At 40.2% G+C, this 17536-nt stretch carries 16 protein-coding genes; 13 read left to right on the top strand and 3 right to left on the bottom strand.

Going from position 1 to position 17536, the window contains the following annotated elements:
- The first annotated feature begins 9 nt into the window (after nt 1-9).
- The 13 genes from Q0X72_RS07650 (at nt 10) to argH (ending at nt 14409) form a co-directional block, all read left to right on the top strand.
- Entirely contained in the window at nt 10-1590 is a 1581-nt protein-coding gene (locus Q0X72_RS07650) for a 4Fe-4S binding protein (RefSeq protein ID WP_297763653.1), read from the top strand.
- Nucleotides 1591-1655: 65 nt separating this feature from the next.
- Nucleotides 1656-2345 carry a glycosyltransferase family 2 protein gene (locus Q0X72_RS07645; RefSeq protein ID WP_297763650.1) on the top strand — a complete coding sequence of 230 codons (690 nt, stop codon included), beginning with the start codon at nt 1656-1658 and terminating at the stop codon, nt 2343-2345.
- A gap of 1 nt (nt 2346) precedes the next feature.
- Nucleotides 2347-3831: a cellulose synthase family protein gene (locus Q0X72_RS07640; protein ID WP_297763647.1), complete on the top strand. Its 1485-nt coding sequence runs from the start codon at nt 2347-2349 to the stop codon at nt 3829-3831.
- A 136-nt stretch (nt 3832-3967) separates the two neighbouring features.
- A complete protein-coding gene (locus Q0X72_RS07635; protein WP_297763644.1) occupies nt 3968-5329 on the top strand; it encodes a mannosyltransferase in 1362 nt (453 codons plus the stop codon).
- Nucleotides 5330-5543: 214 nt separating this feature from the next.
- On the top strand, nt 5544-6158 hold the full coding sequence (locus Q0X72_RS07630) for a GNAT family N-acetyltransferase (RefSeq protein ID WP_297763641.1): 615 nt from the start codon (nt 5544-5546) through the stop codon (nt 6156-6158).
- Between the two features lie 4 nt (nt 6159-6162).
- The gene (locus Q0X72_RS07625) at nt 6163-7374 is read left to right on the top strand and encodes an argininosuccinate synthase domain-containing protein (protein ID WP_297763639.1); all 1212 of its coding nucleotides are present in this window, start codon (nt 6163-6165) and stop codon (nt 7372-7374) included.
- On the top strand, nt 7367-8341 hold the full coding sequence (argC, locus tag Q0X72_RS07620) for an N-acetyl-gamma-glutamyl-phosphate reductase (protein ID WP_297763636.1): 975 nt from the start codon (nt 7367-7369) through the stop codon (nt 8339-8341). The genes Q0X72_RS07625 and argC overlap by 8 nt, the downstream gene beginning before the upstream one ends.
- Before the next feature lie 48 nt (nt 8342-8389).
- On the top strand, nt 8390-9184 hold the full coding sequence (gene proC, locus Q0X72_RS07615) for a pyrroline-5-carboxylate reductase (RefSeq protein ID WP_297763633.1): 795 nt from the start codon (nt 8390-8392) through the stop codon (nt 9182-9184).
- A 1-nt stretch (nt 9185) separates the two neighbouring features.
- Nucleotides 9186-10313: an aminotransferase class III-fold pyridoxal phosphate-dependent enzyme gene (locus Q0X72_RS07610; protein ID WP_297763631.1), complete on the top strand. Its 1128-nt coding sequence runs from the start codon at nt 9186-9188 to the stop codon at nt 10311-10313.
- Nucleotides 10310-11251 carry an acetylornithine carbamoyltransferase gene (locus Q0X72_RS07605; RefSeq protein WP_297763628.1) on the top strand — a complete coding sequence of 314 codons (942 nt, stop codon included), beginning with the start codon at nt 10310-10312 and terminating at the stop codon, nt 11249-11251. The genes Q0X72_RS07610 and Q0X72_RS07605 overlap by 4 nt, the downstream gene beginning before the upstream one ends.
- A complete protein-coding gene (gene argB, locus Q0X72_RS07600; protein ID WP_297763626.1) occupies nt 11248-12027 on the top strand; it encodes an acetylglutamate kinase in 780 nt (259 codons plus the stop codon). Before Q0X72_RS07605 ends, argB begins: the two co-directional genes overlap by 4 nt.
- Nucleotides 12024-13100 carry a M20 family metallo-hydrolase gene (locus tag Q0X72_RS07595; protein ID WP_297763624.1) on the top strand — a complete coding sequence of 359 codons (1077 nt, stop codon included), beginning with the start codon at nt 12024-12026 and terminating at the stop codon, nt 13098-13100. Before argB ends, Q0X72_RS07595 begins: the two co-directional genes overlap by 4 nt.
- A 28-nt stretch (nt 13101-13128) precedes the next feature.
- Complete coding sequence (gene argH, locus Q0X72_RS07590) at nt 13129-14409, top strand: argininosuccinate lyase (protein ID WP_297763622.1); 1281 nt, start codon at nt 13129-13131, stop codon at nt 14407-14409.
- Nucleotides 14410-14448: 39 nt separating this feature from the next.
- On the opposite strand, the gene Q0X72_RS07585 is transcribed toward argH, so the two are convergent.
- From Q0X72_RS07585 to Q0X72_RS07575, 3 genes are all read right to left on the bottom strand, one after another.
- Complete coding sequence (locus Q0X72_RS07585) at nt 14449-15291, bottom strand: pseudouridine synthase (RefSeq protein ID WP_297763619.1); 843 nt, start codon at nt 15289-15291, stop codon at nt 14449-14451.
- A gap of 191 nt (nt 15292-15482) precedes the next feature.
- On the bottom strand, nt 15483-16388 hold the full coding sequence (locus Q0X72_RS07580; protein ID WP_297763617.1) for a geranylgeranylglycerol-phosphate geranylgeranyltransferase: 906 nt from the start codon (nt 16386-16388) through the stop codon (nt 15483-15485).
- 10 nt (nt 16389-16398) lie between these two features.
- Nucleotides 16399-17337, bottom strand: coding sequence for a mevalonate kinase (locus Q0X72_RS07575; RefSeq protein ID WP_297763615.1), 939 nt, complete (start codon nt 17335-17337; stop codon nt 16399-16401).
- Nucleotides 17338-17536: the final 199 nt, after the last annotated feature.

The raw sequence follows: 17536 nt of genomic DNA, 5'->3' as shown, positions 1-17536 counted from the left end.
GAGAAACTGATGAAAACAATAAAGAACATTGGCCTTGTTATTTTCCTGATAGGTTTGGGGATCTTTACCGCTCTTCCGCTGATCGGCACCTTTTCCTTATCTCAACTAGATTTCGATCAACTGGTATTAGACAATAGAATTAAAAGTGAGCTTTTTATATCCGCCGTTGAACAAGGTGTCGTTGGGAAACAATTCGAAGGCATGCAATCACTTTCGCCTGTGGTGGCAAATGCCCTGGATGAAGCAAATACCCAGCATCGTAAAAACAAGGAATACAAAAAGGTAATCTATATCAAGTCGCATGATATGGCTGCCATGATGGGTAAAAGGGCAGGAACAGGGTTTATTGCAGAAAACAAAGGCCTTATGTGGTTCTTAACATTTGGGCTAGGGATCCTTGGTGCGCTGCTATACATTCTTCCCAATGTAGTTCTGTTAGGAAAAAAAGGCATCAAGAACGATGGGATCTACCTGGAGAATGCCACAAACCGTGGCTGGATAGCCTGGATGGTGTTTGTTTTCCTTGTCTCCTTTTACCTACTACTTTATTTCAGGCCACAATTTGCCGTGAACTGGACCTACCTTGTAGATCCGATTAGCATGAACATTAGTGGCAATATGGCAGGTCATTGGTTTGTCTATGGTTTTATGTATTGTGTGGTCATGACCGTAATGGCAGTGAGGATGTATATAAAATACAGGCATAATGTTTACCAGATGGTGCGAACCACTTCGGTTTTGTTCTTCCAGATCGTTTTTGCCTTTCTTATCCCTGAGATCATGGTACGCCTGCAAATGCCATATTATGACTTTAAGAATGCCTTTCCGCTCGACTATGATTTCTTTTTCCAATGGAATTTGCGTTCGCTGATAGATAGTGGAGGTATTGGTCTCTTTATTTTGGTTTGGGGTACGGTACTTACCCTGGTCATTGTCCCCGTTATGGTCTATTTCTTCGGGAAACGCTGGTATTGTTCCTGGGTTTGCGGTTGCGGAGGATTGGCAGAGACCCTGGGAGATCCATACAGACAACACTCTAGCAAGACGCTATTTTCCTGGAAGGTTGAACGTTGGCTTGTACATGGAGTATTGGTTTTTGCTGTTGGAATGACCTTAATGACACTTTATAGTTTCTTTTCGGAAACAGGTACGGTTCTGGGTATCAAAACTGCCAGTGTACAAAATACCTATAGCCTTCTTATAGGTTCCATCTTTGCCGGGGTTATTGGCACCGGGTTTTATCCTATTTTCGGCAACCGTGTATGGTGCCGCTTTGGTTGTCCTTTGGCTGCCTATTTAGGTTTTGTACAGCGTTTTAAATCCAGGTTTAGGATTACTACCAATGGCGGACAGTGTATCTCATGTGGAAATTGTTCTACGTATTGTGAACAAGGGATCGATGTTCGTGCCTATGCTCAAAAGGGAGAGAATATCATCCGCTCTAGTTGCGTTGGCTGTGGCATTTGTTCCGCAGTTTGTCCCAGAGGAGTACTCAAACTAGAAAATGGACCAGAAAAAGGGCGAATCAATCCCACAGAGATCCTACTTGGGAACGATGTAGATTTAATGCATCTTGTCAATGATAAGTAAAAGGGGAACCCTATTTTTGTGCGCAAATAGCGCGTCTTAATTTGACATACGCTGAGTATAACTACATGAAGGAGATCCTCGTTATTATTCCCGCTTACAACGAAGCCCAATCCATAGGACAGGTCATTTCTGAAATCCCCGACCTTGTCTCTGAGATCATTGTTGTTAATAATAATTCAACAGATAATACAGCAGCTGTTGCATCTGCTGCCGGGGCCACTGTCCTGTTTGAAGAACGGATGGGCTACGGATATGCCTGCCTCAAGGGAATTAATTATGCAGACAAACGATCCAAAACACCCCAAATCATCGTATTTATGGACGGAGATTACTCCGACTTTCCGGAAGACCTTCACAAAGTAATAGAGCCGATATTGGCTGGAGAAGCAGATTTTGTGATTGGTGCAAGGGACAAGGCATTGAGAGAAGAGGGATCCATGACACCTCAACAGGTGTTCGGGAATTGGCTGGCTACCTTTTTAATGAAGTTGTTGTTTAAGGCAAAATTCTCAGATCTGGGACCGTTTAGAGCCATCCGATATGAGCAGCTGATAGCCTTAGAAATGGAGGATAAGACCTATGGGTGGACGGTAGAGATGCAGTTGAAAGTACTGAAGAAAAAAATAGCATATACCGAAGTACCAGTGCGTTACAAAAAAAGAATTGGCATCTCAAAGGTCTCAGGTACCGTAAAAGGTAGTATCTTTGCCGGCATAAAAATCCTGGGGTGGATATTTAAATACAGTTTAAAATAACATGGGTCTAACAATTGCTTACATCATCATCGGAATTTACAGCTTGGCGCTGTTATTGATTTTCTTTTACAGCCTTGCGCAATTAAATTTATTGCTCAACTATCTTGGGTTTAAAAAGAATCAGGCTGTCGCGCCTAAATTCAATTTATTGGATCCAAAGGAAATACCAATGGTAACCATTCAACTTCCTATATACAATGAGGAATATGTAATGGAACGATTACTAGATAATATTGCTAAAATTGCCTATCCAAAAAGTAAGCTGGAAATACAAGTGTTAGATGATTCCACAGATGATTCCATTATTGATACAGCAAAAAGAATAGCCGATCTTCAGGAAACAGGCCTCGATATTCAGCATATCCGCAGAGAGAACAGACAAGGGTTTAAAGCGGGAGCACTTAAAGAAGGTTTGAAGATCGCGAAAGGTGATTTTATTGCCATCTTTGATGCCGATTTTCTTCCGGATCCAGATTGGTTAAAGAAGACCGTTATCTATTTTAAAGACGAAGAAATTGGTGTGGTTCAAACCCGTTGGGGTCATATCAACCGAGATTATTCTATTTTAACAAGGATACAGGCATTTGCACTTGATGCACATTTTACCCTTGAACAAGTAGGTAGAAATGCCAAAGGTCACTTTATCAATTTTAATGGTACTGCCGGGATCTGGAGAAAGGAATGTATCATAGACGCCGGCAACTGGGAAGGAGATACCCTGACAGAGGACCTCGACTTAAGCTACCGCGCTCAATTGAAGGACTGGAAATTTAAATATCTTGAGGATGTTGAAACACCTGCAGAATTACCGGTGGTAATTAGTGCTGCGCGTTCTCAACAATTTAGATGGAATAAAGGTGGTGCTGAAAATTTTAGAAAGACCGTTGTTAATCTTGTCAGTGCCAAGAATATTCCGTTTAAGACCAAGTTCCATGGAGTTATGCACTTACTGAACAGTTCAATGTTCTTATTTGTTTTCCTTGTGGCAGTTTTAAGTATCCCAATGTTGTACATTAAAAATAGTTACGGACATCTTGGATGGATCTTTGAAGCTACCAGCTTTTTTATTCTCTCTACGATCATCCTATTTATATGTTATTGGTTTACATACAAAAGCATTCAGGGCAGTGGAATAGATCACTTTGTAGATTATATAAAACTGTTCTTTACATTCTTCTCTGTGGCTCTTGGTTTTTCATTGCACAACACCGTAGCCGTAATAGAAGGACATATGGGGAAACGCAGCGAATTTGTACGTACCCCCAAGTTTAATATCAATAATCTTACGGATAGCTGGAAGGGAAATAAATACCTCACTACCAAATTATCACCCAATATGATCCTGGAATTTGGTCTTATGGTCTACTTTTTGTTTGGTATGTACAGTGCTATTCCATTGAATGATTTTGGTTTGTTCCCCTTTCATTTTATGTTGTTCCTTGGTTTTGGGTTTGTCTTTTTTAAATCTCTGACCTCGAAAGTGTAAGGACTGTAAATAACAATTTGTTAGCCCCCAATTAATAATTGCTCAGCGCCTCCTGAATTATCATGAGGCGCTTTGTTTTATTATATATATTCCTCAATTTTTCGGTTATTTGTAGAAACTATCAGGATACCACCTTATGCCCAACGCGGTACTTACCTATTGGAAACTTCACAAGGTTGCTATCCTTCTCTCATTGCTCTGTGGCGTTTTTTATTACACCTTTGCGCACCATTTAGAAAGAACGGACTTCACCAGGCTGTCAGTTCTCTATGCGGCCCTCTTTTTTCTATGCTATAAGCTTATTCAATTCGAAAAATGGAACTTTAAGCTCTTGCTGGGTCTGGGCATACTTTTCCGCCTTATCTTCCTTATGGCCATTCCTAATCTTTCACAAGATTTTTACCGCTTTATTTGGGACGGTCAATTAGTGATCATGGGTGAGAATCCATACCTGTATTTCCCAAAAGAGATCCTTGAAAAAGGTGAGCTGATCATTCCACAGGCCCAATTATTGGTTGAAAAAATGGAGTCACTTAGCGCCAGTAATTACAGTAATTACCCCCCTTTTAGCCAAGTTCTGTTCGGGATATGCGTGTGGCTTGGGGGACAAAAAATAGTGGGTGGACTAATAGCTATGCGCCTACTTTTACTGGGCGCTGATATTGGAATTTTCTATTTTGGCCGTAAACTATTAAAACACCTAAATAAGTCTCCTCATCTTATTTTTTGGTATTTCCTAAATCCCTTGGTCATTATTGAATTGAGTGGAAATCTGCATTTTGAAGGGGTCATGCTTTTTTTCCTTCTCTGGGCCATTTATTTACTTACAATAAACAAATGGATAATAGCTGCCGTTCCTATGGCCCTATCTATTTCAATTAAACTGATCCCGCTAATGTTTCTACCTTTGTTTTTTAAAAGCCTGGGGCTTAAAAAAGGATTGGTATTTAATACTCTGGTGATCTCCGGAGTTTTGATAACATTGATACCTTTTTACGATCCCGTATTTGCTGCGCATTATTCCAATACACTTTCCTTGTGGTTCTCAAATTTTGAGTTCAATGCCAGCGTCTATAATGTAGTAAAGAGTCTTGGGTCGCAGTTAGATCTGAAACCATGGGAACTTATTAAGACCTATGGAAAGATCATTCCTTTTATCGTCATTGTCTGGGTGGGTCTGCTAAGTTTCTTTCGCAGTAATGAAAGACATAATGTACTCCTCACCTCAATGCTTATGATCTTAACGGTCTATTTATTTTTGTCCACAACCGTGCACCCTTGGTATATTATTTCTCTTGTGCTATTGTGTCTTTTCTCTGAATTCCGTTATCCATTAGTATGGTCTGCCACCGTAATTCTAAGCTATTCGGCATATGCCAATCCCGATTTCAATGAAGCTATATGGTTGTTGATCATTGAATATTTAACGGTAATTGGGTTTTTGGTCTATGAATTATTTAAACGACAAGGCATAAAATCATTAATTCCCAAAAATTAATGGCTTCATGGGGTTAGTTCAATATTATTTGTACATTTGAATTCATGAAAACGAATGCACACAGTTATACGAATCTTAGAATAGCCTCCAGGGCTACTTCTTTTGTGCCCACTCGTCGTCGCCCGTAAGGGTGCTCTTCTCTCATGGAAATAGGTGAGTCCATTTCCGCAACGATCCTTCAGTCATTTTTAGTTTACGATTAATTTTATAAGCAATGGACATTGTAATTGCTAACGAATCACACATTAAATACGCGAACATCATTAGCGAAACCATCTCCGAATCTGCCAAGGTAAGGGGGACAGGTATTGCCAAAAGAACGCCCGATTATATTATTAAAAGGCTGGTAAATGGCAATGCGGTCATAGCCCTGGATAAAGATAAGTTCGCAGGCTTTTGCTATATAGAAGTTTGGGGCCATCAGAAATTTGTGGCTAATTCCGGGCTTATTGTTCATCCCGATTATCGGAATCAGGGACTAGCAAAAAAAATTAAAAAGACCATCTTCGAACTGTCGCTTAAGAAATTTCCTGAAGCAAAGATCTTCGGCATCACAACGGGCTTGGCGGTAATGAAAATGAATTATGAACTGGGATATAAACCCGTGACTTTTTCGGAGCTAACAGTTGATCCAGATTTTTGGAAGGGTTGCCAGACCTGTAAGAACTTTGATATCCTCACAAGAACGGAACAGAAAATGTGTCTTTGTACAGGTATGCTATACGATCCTGCTCTTAAAGGAAAAGGACAAAAAAAGAAGGTAAATAGAAAGGCCTTTCAGCGATTGCAGAGTATAAAAGAACAACTCTTCCTTAAAAAGAAAAAATAACAACATGACCACATCAAATAAAAACAATAAGAAATTAGTTCTGGCGTATAGCGGTGGTCTGGACACTTCCTACTGTGCCTTGCATCTTTCAAAGGACCAGGGGTATGAAGTACATGCCGTAAGTGTAAACACCGGAGGTTTTGACGATATTGAGATACAAGACATTAAGAAGAAGGCTTTGCAACTAGGAGCACATTCATACACTTCCATAGACGCTATTCAATCCTTTTATAATACCGTAGTTAAATACCTCATCTTTGGAAACGTACTTCGTAACAATACCTATCCACTCAGTGTAAGCGCAGAGCGAATTGTACAGGCGTTAGAAATTGTAAAGTATGCACAAAAAATAGGTGCTAATGCAATTGCCCATGGTAGTACAGGCGCCGGGAATGATCAGGTGCGTTTTGATATGATCTTTCAGATCATTGCACCCGAAATTGAGATCATTACCCCTATCCGTGACAAACAACTATCCAGGGAAGCAGAGATCAGTTACCTTCAGGATCACGGCATATCCTATTCCTGGGAAAAAGCACAATATTCTATCAATAAGGGCCTTTGGGGAACCTCGGTTGGGGGTGTTGAAACCCTTACTTCCGAGAAAGGACTTCCCTCTGAAGCCTATCCCAGTCAACTAAATGCCCAGAAGGCTAAAGATGTAAAACTCTCATTTACTAGAGGTGAACTTACAGCAATAGATGGCGAGTCTGGCAATCCGGTGCAAAACATTCAAAAATTACAGGAATTAACGGCTTCATATGCCATTGGCCGGGATATTCATGTTGGGGATACTATCATTGGAATTAAAGGAAGAGTAGGATTTGAAGCTGCGGCACCGCTGGTTATCTTAAAAGCTCATCATCTTTTAGAAAAGCATACGCTGAGTAAATGGCAACAATTTCAAAAAGAACAATTAGGGAACTTCTATGGAATGCTCTTACATGAAGGCAATTATCTGGATGAAGTAATGAGGAACATTGAAGCCTTTCTGACCGATACTCAGAAAAATGTGAGTGGGGATGTATTTGTAACCCTCCACCCATACAGATTTGAACTCAATGGCATTAATTCCCAACATGATCTAATGGCAGCTTCCTTTGGAAGTTATGGGGAAATGAACAAAGCCTGGACGGCCAACGACGCAAAAGGATTCATCAAGATCCTGTCGAACCCGGCAAAAATAGCAACGAAGGTAAATAAACATCATGATTAAGATAGGTATTATAGGTGGTTCCGGTTATACCGGCGGTGAGCTGATCAGGCTATTATTAAATCATCCAAAAGTGGAGATCCAATTTGTGTTCAGTACCACTCGTGCAGGCACAAAAGTTTCAGCCACTCATACGGATCTTCTAGGACAAACACAATTGTTGTTCAGTGACGAGGTTGATCATGAAATAGACCTTGTCTTCTTGTGTTTAGGTCACGGAAACTCAACTAAATTTCTGCAAAAGCATCCCTTTTCAGAGACCACAAAGATCATTGACCTTAGTAATGATTTCAGATTAGAAGCAAGCAGTTCTCTTGGGGGCAGAAATTTTGTATATGGCCTTCCTGAACTCAATAAAGATAGGATACAGAAGACCAAGTATATTGCAAATCCGGGATGTTTTGCCTCCGCTATTAAATTGGCTCTACTGCCCCTGGCTCAGGCAAAACTATTAGACTATGACGTCCATATCAATGCTACAACCGGCAGTACCGGTGCAGGAGTTGGCCTATCCCCTACCACCCATTTTAGCTGGCGCAATAACAATATGTCTCACTACAAAGCATTTACACACCAGCATTTAGGTGAGATCAACGAAAGTCTAATGCACTTGCAAAAAGATAAAGGGAAGCTATTATTCATTCCTAATCGGGGGAATTTTACCCGCGGTATTTGGGCTACTGCATATACCCATTTTAAAGGAAGTGAGAGCGAGGCAATCGACTTATATAAGGATTATTATAAGAAAGCGCCTTTTACACAACTCTCTGATGAACCTATTGCTTTAAAACAGGTGGTAAATACCAATCATTGCCACCTGCATGTAATAGTGCATGACGGAATGATCCTAATAGCTTCTGCAATAGACAACTTGCTCAAGGGGGCCAGTGGACAAGCAGTACAAAATATGAACCTAATGTTCGGTTTTCCTGAAATGGAAGGCCTGCAATTAAAGTCGGGGGTATATTAAACCCCTGTTTATAATTTATAAGAGAAAAATAATCAGTAGAATAAGCATATGAAAATAGCCATCATTGGAGCCGGAAACCTGGGAATATCTATCGCGAAAGGTATTTTACACAGCAATGGAGCAACTACCATGTACCTCACCAAAAGACATCCGGGAAATATCAAAGAATTTGAGAAATACGGTAATGTTACCGTCTCATCAGACAATTCTCTGGCAGTAAAACAATCGGATATTCTGATATTTTCTGTACAACCCGGGCATTTTGAAGCAATTTTAAATGAGGTAAAGGAGCACCTCACAGAGAAACATGTCATTATTTCAACCATCACAGGATTCAGCATTGATAAGATCGAATCCATTATTGGGGAGAATACCTTTATCATTCGAAGTATGCCGAATACGGCGATTTCTGTTGGCAAGTCCATGACGTGTATATGCAGTAATAAAATGGGAACAAAACGCATAGATCTGGCAAAAGCCATTTTCAATAGAATGGGACATTCCATGGAAATCCCGGAAAGTCAGATGCAGGCTGCTACTGTAATTTGCGCCAGTGGTATCGCTTTTTGGATGCGACTTATCCGAGCCACCACTCAGGGAGCCATTCAGTTGGGATTTGATGCGAAAGAGGCACAAGAATTAGCTATGCATACCTGTAATGGCGCCGCGGCTTTATTGATAGAATCCGGGAATCATCCGGAAGAAGAAATAGATAGGGTTACAACACCAATGGGATGTACAATAGAAGGTTTAAATGAAATGGAACATCAGGGCTTAAGCTCTTCGCTGATCCGGGGAATTGTTACTTCATTTGAAAAGATCACTCAGATAAGAAAAGGTTAGTATGAAGCTCTTCGACGTATACCCATTATATGATATTACACCGGTTTCTGCCAAAGGAGTGATCCTGAAAGATGATAAAGGTCAGGAATTCCTTGATCTGTATGGGGGTCATGCTGTAATATCCATAGGTCATGGGCATCCTCATTATATAAAGCGTCTCAAAGATCAATTAGATCGTATAGGTTTTTATAGCAATGCCGTCCAAAATCCTTTGCAACAAGAGTTGGTCCAAAAACTAGGAAGCCTGTCGGGCTGCGATGATTATCAACTCTTTCTTTGTAATTCCGGGGCAGAGGCCAATGAGAATGCGCTTAAACTAGCTTCTTTTCACACAGGAAAATCGAGGGTAATCGCTTTTCATAATAGTTTTCATGGTCGCACCTCAGCAGCCGTAGCAACTACAGATAACCCTGCCATTAATGCTCCGATCAATAAACAGCAAAAGGTGACTTTTTTATCGTTCGAAGACACCCTTGGTTTAAAGCAAGAGTTAGAAAAAGATGATGTCTGCGCTGTGATCCTGGAAGCCATTCAAGGGGTTGGTGGTTTAGATGAACCTACTACCAAATTTTACCATGAGGTGGCTGAACTTTGTAAGGAACACCAGGTAGTCCTTATAGCAGATGAAGTTCAATCCGGTTTTGGAAGAAGCGGTAAATTCTTCGCCTTTCAACACCATGATATTGAGCCCGACATAATCTCTATAGCAAAAGGGATGGGGAACGGATTTCCTGTAGGGGGTATATTGATCCATCCAAAGATCAAAGCTTCTTACGGATTGCTGGGAACTACCTTTGGGGGTAACCATTTGGCGTGTGCTGCTACGCTGGCAGTATTGGAAGTTCTAGAACAAGAAGACCTTATTTCTAATGCCGGGGAACTTGGGTTCTATTTCAAGGAAATGGCAATGCAAATACCTCAGGTAAAACGAGTAAAAGGAAAAGGCCTGATGCTGGGACTCGAATTTGACTTTGAAGTGGCCCCTCTGCGAAAAAACCTCATTTATAAGCAGCGTATTTTCACGGGTGGTGCAAAAGATAAAAAAGTCTTGCGTATACTACCGGCGCTTAATATCAATAAAGCTCATATAAATAATTTTTTCCATGCTCTAAAACAGGAATTGCCATGAAGCATTACCTAAGTGTACAAGACATAGATTCTGCTGGGGAATGGATAGACCTAGCCGGAGAATTGAAGAAAGACCCTTTTAAATTTAAAGGATTAGGCGAGGGCAAGACCATCGGCCTATTGTTTTTTAATAACAGCTTACGTACCCGCCTAAGCACACAAAAGGCAGCTTTCCATTTGGGAATGCACTGTATGATCATGAATTTTAGCAGTGAAGGATGGGCCCTGGAATTTGAAGATGGAACTATCATGGATCAGGGGAAGGCAGAACATATTCGTGAAGCGGCTCAAGTGGTCTCTCAGTACTGCGATGTTTTGGGTGTACGGGCTTTTGCTTCCTTAACGAACAAGGAACAAGATGAAGCAGAGATTGTGTTGAACGGTTTTAAAAAGTATGCCTCTATTCCCATATTGAATATGGAAAGTGCAAAAGAACATCCTTTGCAGGCCCTGGCCGATCTGATAACCATTACAGAAAATACCAATAAGAAGAACCCTAAGGTAGTGTTGTCATGGGCGCCACACCCAAAGGCACTTCCTCATGCGGTGGCCAATTCCTTTGTGAAGATCATGAAACAGAATTCTCGGATCAATTTTAGCATCACCCATCCTAAAGGATACGAACTCAACCCCACAATTACTAAAGATGTACCAATAATTTATGATCAGGAGGAAGCCCTGGCGGAGGCCGACTTTGTATATGTTAAGAATTGGAGCAGTTATAGTTCTTATGGGAAGGTGCTGAGTACAGATCCGGAATGGATGATCACAAAGGAGAAGTTAGGAAATGCGCAGTTTATGCATTGTCTTCCTGTTCGGCGTAATGTAGTAGTAGAAGACGCAGTGCTTAACGGAAGCCAATCATTAGTAATGGAGCAAGCGAATAATAGAACTTATGCGGCTCAGGTAGCTCTATTCAAAATATTAAAAGGATTATGAAACCAATATTGTCTATTGTAAAAATAGGAGGAAACATCATTGAAAGTGAGAAAGAATTAGCTCGTTTTTTGATCCTCTTCTCTCAAATTAAAGGACCTAAGATCCTGGTGCACGGAGGTGGAAAAAAGGCTACGGCAATGGCTGATAAGTTAGGAATAAAGACTGCCATGGTGCAAGGAAGACGCATCACAGATAAGAAAAGTTTAGAAGTGGCTGTGATGACCTATGGGGGACTTTTAAATAAATCTATAGTAGCTTCCCTACAGGCTCTGAAATGCAATGCCATTGGCCTTAGTGGTGCCGATGCAGGGATCATTCAAGCAGTTAAACGACCGGTTGAATTAGTAGATTTTGGATTTGTTGGTGATATTGTATCGGTACATACGCAATCTCTTTTGATCTTTTTGCAAACCGGCCTGGTACCGGTTTTTTGTGCCTTATCTCATGATGGAAAAGGTCAATTGCTAAATACGAATGCAGATACCATTGCCTCTGAATTGGCCATTGCCCTGACTAAAGAATATACCACATCCTTGTACTACTGTTTTGAAAAACCAGGTGTATTAAGTGATATAAGCAGCGACAATTCTGTTATTTCACATATTAACAAACAGACCTATTTTAGTCTGTTAAAAGAACATACGATTGCCGGTGGTATGTTGCCAAAATTGGAAAATTGTTTTTATGCGCTAGACCATTCCGTCCATAAAGTATGTATCGGAAATTTACAAATGTTACTCCCTAATTCTTCTACCTATACAACCCTGACCCTATGAAGCAAGATGTAGCACAATTGACAAAAAATGCCATTTCATTATTGAAGGAACTAATAGCAACCCCTTCTTTTTCCTCAGAGGAAAATAATACCGCTCTGCTCATTGAAAAGTGGTTCACTACCCACGGTATCCAGTACAAAAGAGAGAAAAACAATGTGTATGCTTTTAATAAATACTTTGATAAAGCTAAGCCCACCTTACTTTTAAATTCGCACCACGACACTGTGCAACCAAATTCGGCTTATACCAAGGATCCGTTTTTACCACAGGAAGAGGATGGCAAACTATATGGCCTGGGCAGCAATGATGCGGGCGGTGCGTTGGTATCCTTGATCTCCACATTTACTTATTTTTATGATGAGAAGGACCTATCACATAACCTGATCATTGTAGCTTCTGCCGAGGAAGAGAGTTCTGGCCCTAATGGCCTTAATTCCATGCTAAAAATTCTACCTAAAATCTCGGTGGCCATTGTCGGTGAACCAACCCTGATGCAACTTGCAATCGCAGAAAAAGGACTGGTAGTCTTTGACGCTGAAGTAAAAGGCACCCCCTCCCATGCGGCACATCCTAATGAGAATAATGCTATATATAATTGTATTGATGTACTGCATTGGTTTAATAACTATAGTTTCCAAAAAGTATCTGAAGTTTTGGGAAAGGTAAAAGTAACCGTTACACAGATAAATGGCGGAAGCCAACATAACGTGGTCCCAGCTAAGGTAGATCTGGTCATTGACGTTAGAGTAAATGATTGTTATACCAACAAAGAGATCGTTGCTATTCTTCAAAAAGAAGCACCTTGTGAAGTAACCCCTCGCTCATTGCGATTAAACTCATCCTCCATACCTAAAGAACATCCTTTAGTGCAGTCAGGAATATCCCTTGGAAGAACAACCTATGGTTCACCAACATTATCAGATCAGGCGGCACTAAGTTGTCCCTCTTTAAAATTAGGTCCTGGCGACAGTACCCGTTCGCATAGTGCAGACGAATATATTTTTATATCTGAAATTGAAGAAGGTATCCAATTGTATATAAACTTACTACAAGGATTTCTAATTACGGAATAAGCTTATAAACCATCTAAAACAACACATCATGAAACTTTGGGAAAAAGGAATGAAAACGAATGAGAAGATAGATCGATTCACCGTGGGAAATGACAGGGAATTAGATCTTGTCCTTGCCGGGTATGATGTAAGAGCATCTAAGGCACACGCTAATATGTTATGCTCCATAGGATTGCTGACAAAAGAGGAAAATCTTGCATTGGTATCAACTTTGAACGAAATTCATGATTCTATCGAAAAAGGGGAGTTTACAATAGAAGATTCATTCGAGGATATGCATTCCAAAATTGAATTCCTGCTTATTCAAAAACTTGGAGATACCGGCAAAAAGATCCATACCGCACGTTCCAGAAATGATCAGGTACTGGTGGCAATGCAACTGTTCATAAAGGACGAACTACAAAGCGTAAAAAAACAAGTAAAGGAACTCTTTGAGGTCTTGCTTCAGTTGGCAGAAAAAAATAAAAAAGTGATCCTGCCGGGATATACCCATCTTCAGGTGGCCATGCCCTCTTCCTTTGGTCTGTGGTTTTCAGCCTATGCAGAGAGTCTTATTGATGATCTTATTTTTGTAGATGCCGCTTTTAAGATAGCAGATCAAAATCCATTAGGCAGTGCCGCAGGTTATGGAAGTTCTTTTCCAATAGATAGAGAAATGACCACGCGTGAACTAGATTTTAATACTCTTAAATACAATGTGGTTGCGGCACAAATGGGCCGAGGAAAAGTGGAAAAGGCGGCAGCTGTGGGAATGGCTAGCGTAGCTTCCACGCTTTCGAAATTGGCTATGGACATCTGTTTGTATATGAGTCAGAATTTCAATTTTATATCATTTCCGGACGATCTCACTACGGGAAGCAGTATAATGCCTCACAAAAAAAATCCGGATGTTTTTGAATTGGTGCGTGGCAAATGCAATGTAATTCAGGCCCTGCCAAATGAACTAACCCTATTACTCACCAATTTGCCCAGTGGATATCATAGAGATCTTCAAGTTACCAAGAATAGTTTACTTCCGGCTCTGCAAGAGTTAAAGGCCTGTTTAGATATTATGACCTTTAGTCTTCCAAAGGCAATGGTTCGGAAAGATATCCTTGAGGATCCCAAATACGACCTTTTATTTACCGTAGATGCCTTAAATGAATTAGTGCTTCAAGGGATTCCTTTCAGGGATGCCTATAAACAGATCGCCTTACAAGTGGAAGAAGGAAAATTTATGTTTGGGAAAGACGCCAAGCATACGCACCAGGGAAGTATAGGAAACCTTTGTTTACAAGAGATCCGGGATAAAATGAAGCTAATCTCCTAAAAGAACTAAGCTATCAACAGAGAATTACCTGCTGTCTGCTTATTGTATCATGCCTAAATTAATGACCTCCTGCGAGGTTAATGGACGCCAATGACCTCTGGGGAGATCCTTTTTTGTTAGGTTGGCAAAGATCACACGGTCTAATTTCACGACATCATATCCCAAATGTTCAAAAATACGCCGTACTATCCTGTTCTTCCCACTGTGTATTTTTACACCTACCTCTTTCTTTGGAGCATTGTTCAAATAACTTATCTCATCTACCTTGATGAGGCCGTCCTCCAACATAACCCCCGCCTGAATTCTATGAAGGTCATCTGTTTTTAAGTTTTTGTTGAGCTCTACATGATAGATCTTCCTCACACCATATCTGGGATGGGTTAGTTTCTTTGCCAGGTCACCATCATTGGTAAACAATAAAAGTCCGGTTGTATTCCTGTCTAAACGACCTACGGGGACCAACCTGGATTTGGTGGCATTAGAAATTAATTCCATGACCGTTCTTCTGCCTTTTTCATCCCTAGTGGTAGTAATAAAATTCTTAGGTTTATTTAGCAGAATATATTCCTTTTTCTCGGGATTGAGTAGTCGCCCATCGAAACGTACTTCATCTGTCCTACTTACTTTATGGCCCATTTCCGTTACCGGTTTTCCGTTTACGGTAACATTCCCTGCGGCAATATAGGTATCTGCTTCCCTTCTGGAACATACACCTGCATTGGCTACATATTTGTTTAGACGAATTAAGCCTGAATTTGAAGCAGGATTAGTTTCCCTATGTTTTTTAATTGGGGCATTCCCACGGGCATAGCTTTTCTTCCGGTAGTTTCCTGCACCTCGTCCCGAAGATTTACCTTCATCATTATAGTCAGATCTGCTCATGGATACTTTTTTTTCAAAGGTAGCAAAATGCTGTAAGCCATACTATCAACTTAGTGCTAACTGTTATAAAGGACCAGCAGGTACAGCTTGGAATTTATGTGATCATCGTTCTCAATATATTCTTAAATCGATGGTACGGCTAAGTTAATTAGGCTTCATCTCCTTTACAACTATATAGGGGAAGCAGTTTGCTATAATATCCTATTTAGAACAAGATCTACATTGATCAAAAGGATACTAAATACGCCCGCAATGATGATAAATTTTAAGATGTTGTGAAGCAAGACATAATGTTTCTTGGTTGAAGATCTCCACAATAGGATCAAAAAGAAGATCAATAAAACAATACTCGCAATAAAATACAAATACATATAACCCACATCAAAGGTTTTGATCAATAAGATGGCGGGAATCAAGGTTAGCACAACTAAGAGGGTAATATAAGCCTTTGCATATTTTGTACCATATAAGATTGGTATGGTCTTATAATTTAGCGCTATATCTCCCGCTATATTTTCCATGTCCTTGATCAACTCCCTTGCCAAAATAAGGAGGAAAAGGAACATTGCATGAACGAAGATCACTGTTTCAAAATTCTTGTAATACACAAACACTGCGAAAAAGGGGGTAATCGCCAGCAAGGCAGAAACTAAGTTTCCTACAAAAGCAATTTTTTTCATTTTATGTGAGTACAGCCAAATCCCAAAAATATAGCCGGAAAAAAAGAGAACAGCTTTGAAGGATACATAACTTGCAAAAAGAACCGCAAAAAAATTCAGTACAAAATAGGTGCTCAATTTGGTCTGTTGACTTACCAGGCGATCGAGCATGGTTTTTCGTGGCTTGTTTATCAGGTCTTTTTCTGAATCGTAAAAACTATTGATGATATAGCCACCTGCAATCACCAGGGAAGAGGCTAAAACGAGGACGAACAAGCTAAGATCGAATACCACCTTCCAAAGGGGGAGGTTAGGTGCCAGAATATATATGGACGCCAGGTATTGAGCAATGACGATCATCAATACATTGTACCCTCTTACAATGGAAAACAAACTCAGCAGCTTTAAAAGCAAGAGTTTGTTCTTTCTACTAAGCATTGTTGTTTAATTAGAAGTTGTATACCACTTCCAGGCGATATTCCTTTAGCGTATTCTTGGCCTTTTCAAGATCCTGAGTGAAGCCCAGAATATAGCCTCCGCCTCCGGAACCACATAATTTCAAATAATAGTCATTTGTTTCTATCCCTTGTTTCCACAGTTGGTGAAATTGCGGTGGGATCATGGGTTTAAAATGGTCCAAAACAACATGAGAAAGTTGTTTTATATTCCCAAATAAAGACTTTACATTACCTGTAAGAAAGTCTTCAACACAGGCATCTGTATGCTTTATAAACTCCTCTTTTAGCACAGTTCTGAATCCTTCATGCTTCATCTTTTCCATAAAGATCTGAACCATGGGAGCAGTTTCGCCAATAATTCCGCTATCTAAAAGGAATACTGCGCCTTTCCCATCTTTGTTTTGGGAAGGTATGCTGGTAGACTCAATATTATCCTGAGAGTTGATCAGAATGGGCAAGCTAAGGTAACTGTTCAAGGGATCCAATCCGGATGATTTTCCATGAAAAAAGGATTCCATTTTACCAAATATCATCTTTAAACTCAGTAGTTTTTCACGAGTAAGATTCTCCAAAATGGTAATCTTGTTCTTGGCATATTTGTCATAAATGGCAGCTACTAAGGCGCCACTACTACCAATACCGTATCCCTGTGGAATGGAGCTATCAAAATACATTCCTTTTTCAAGGTCGTTTCTAAGGGCATCAATATCAAATACCACAAGAGAAGGGTCCTCCTCCTGTATTTTTGCTAAATGTTCGGCAAATCTCTTGAGACTATCATTAGATCTCTTTCCTGCTTCAGACAAGGTTTTCTCAGTCTTTAAGGCACCTTTAAAGAAATTATATGGAATAGAGAGGCCTTTCGAATCTTTAATAATCCCGTATTCTCCGAAGAGAAGGATCTTAGAATAAAAGAGGGGTCCTTTCATAAGCTGTTTGCTGTTGCGCAAAATAAAAATAGTATTAAATTACGTACGATGGTCTTAAAGATCAGACTTTCTTAGATCCTCCGCCAACCTGGTCGCAAATATACTGCCCATTTTCACAATACACAACAAGCTCATTCTTAATAAATTGCAAAATTTTATCGGTATCTTTTTTAGGATATAAGAGATGAATGTTGGCGCC

The sequence above is a fragment of the uncultured Muriicola sp. genome (assembly GCF_947258935.1).
GTDB lineage: Bacteria > Bacteroidota > Bacteroidia > Flavobacteriales > Flavobacteriaceae > Muriicola.
This window is presented reverse-complemented; position numbering and strand designations above follow the sequence as displayed.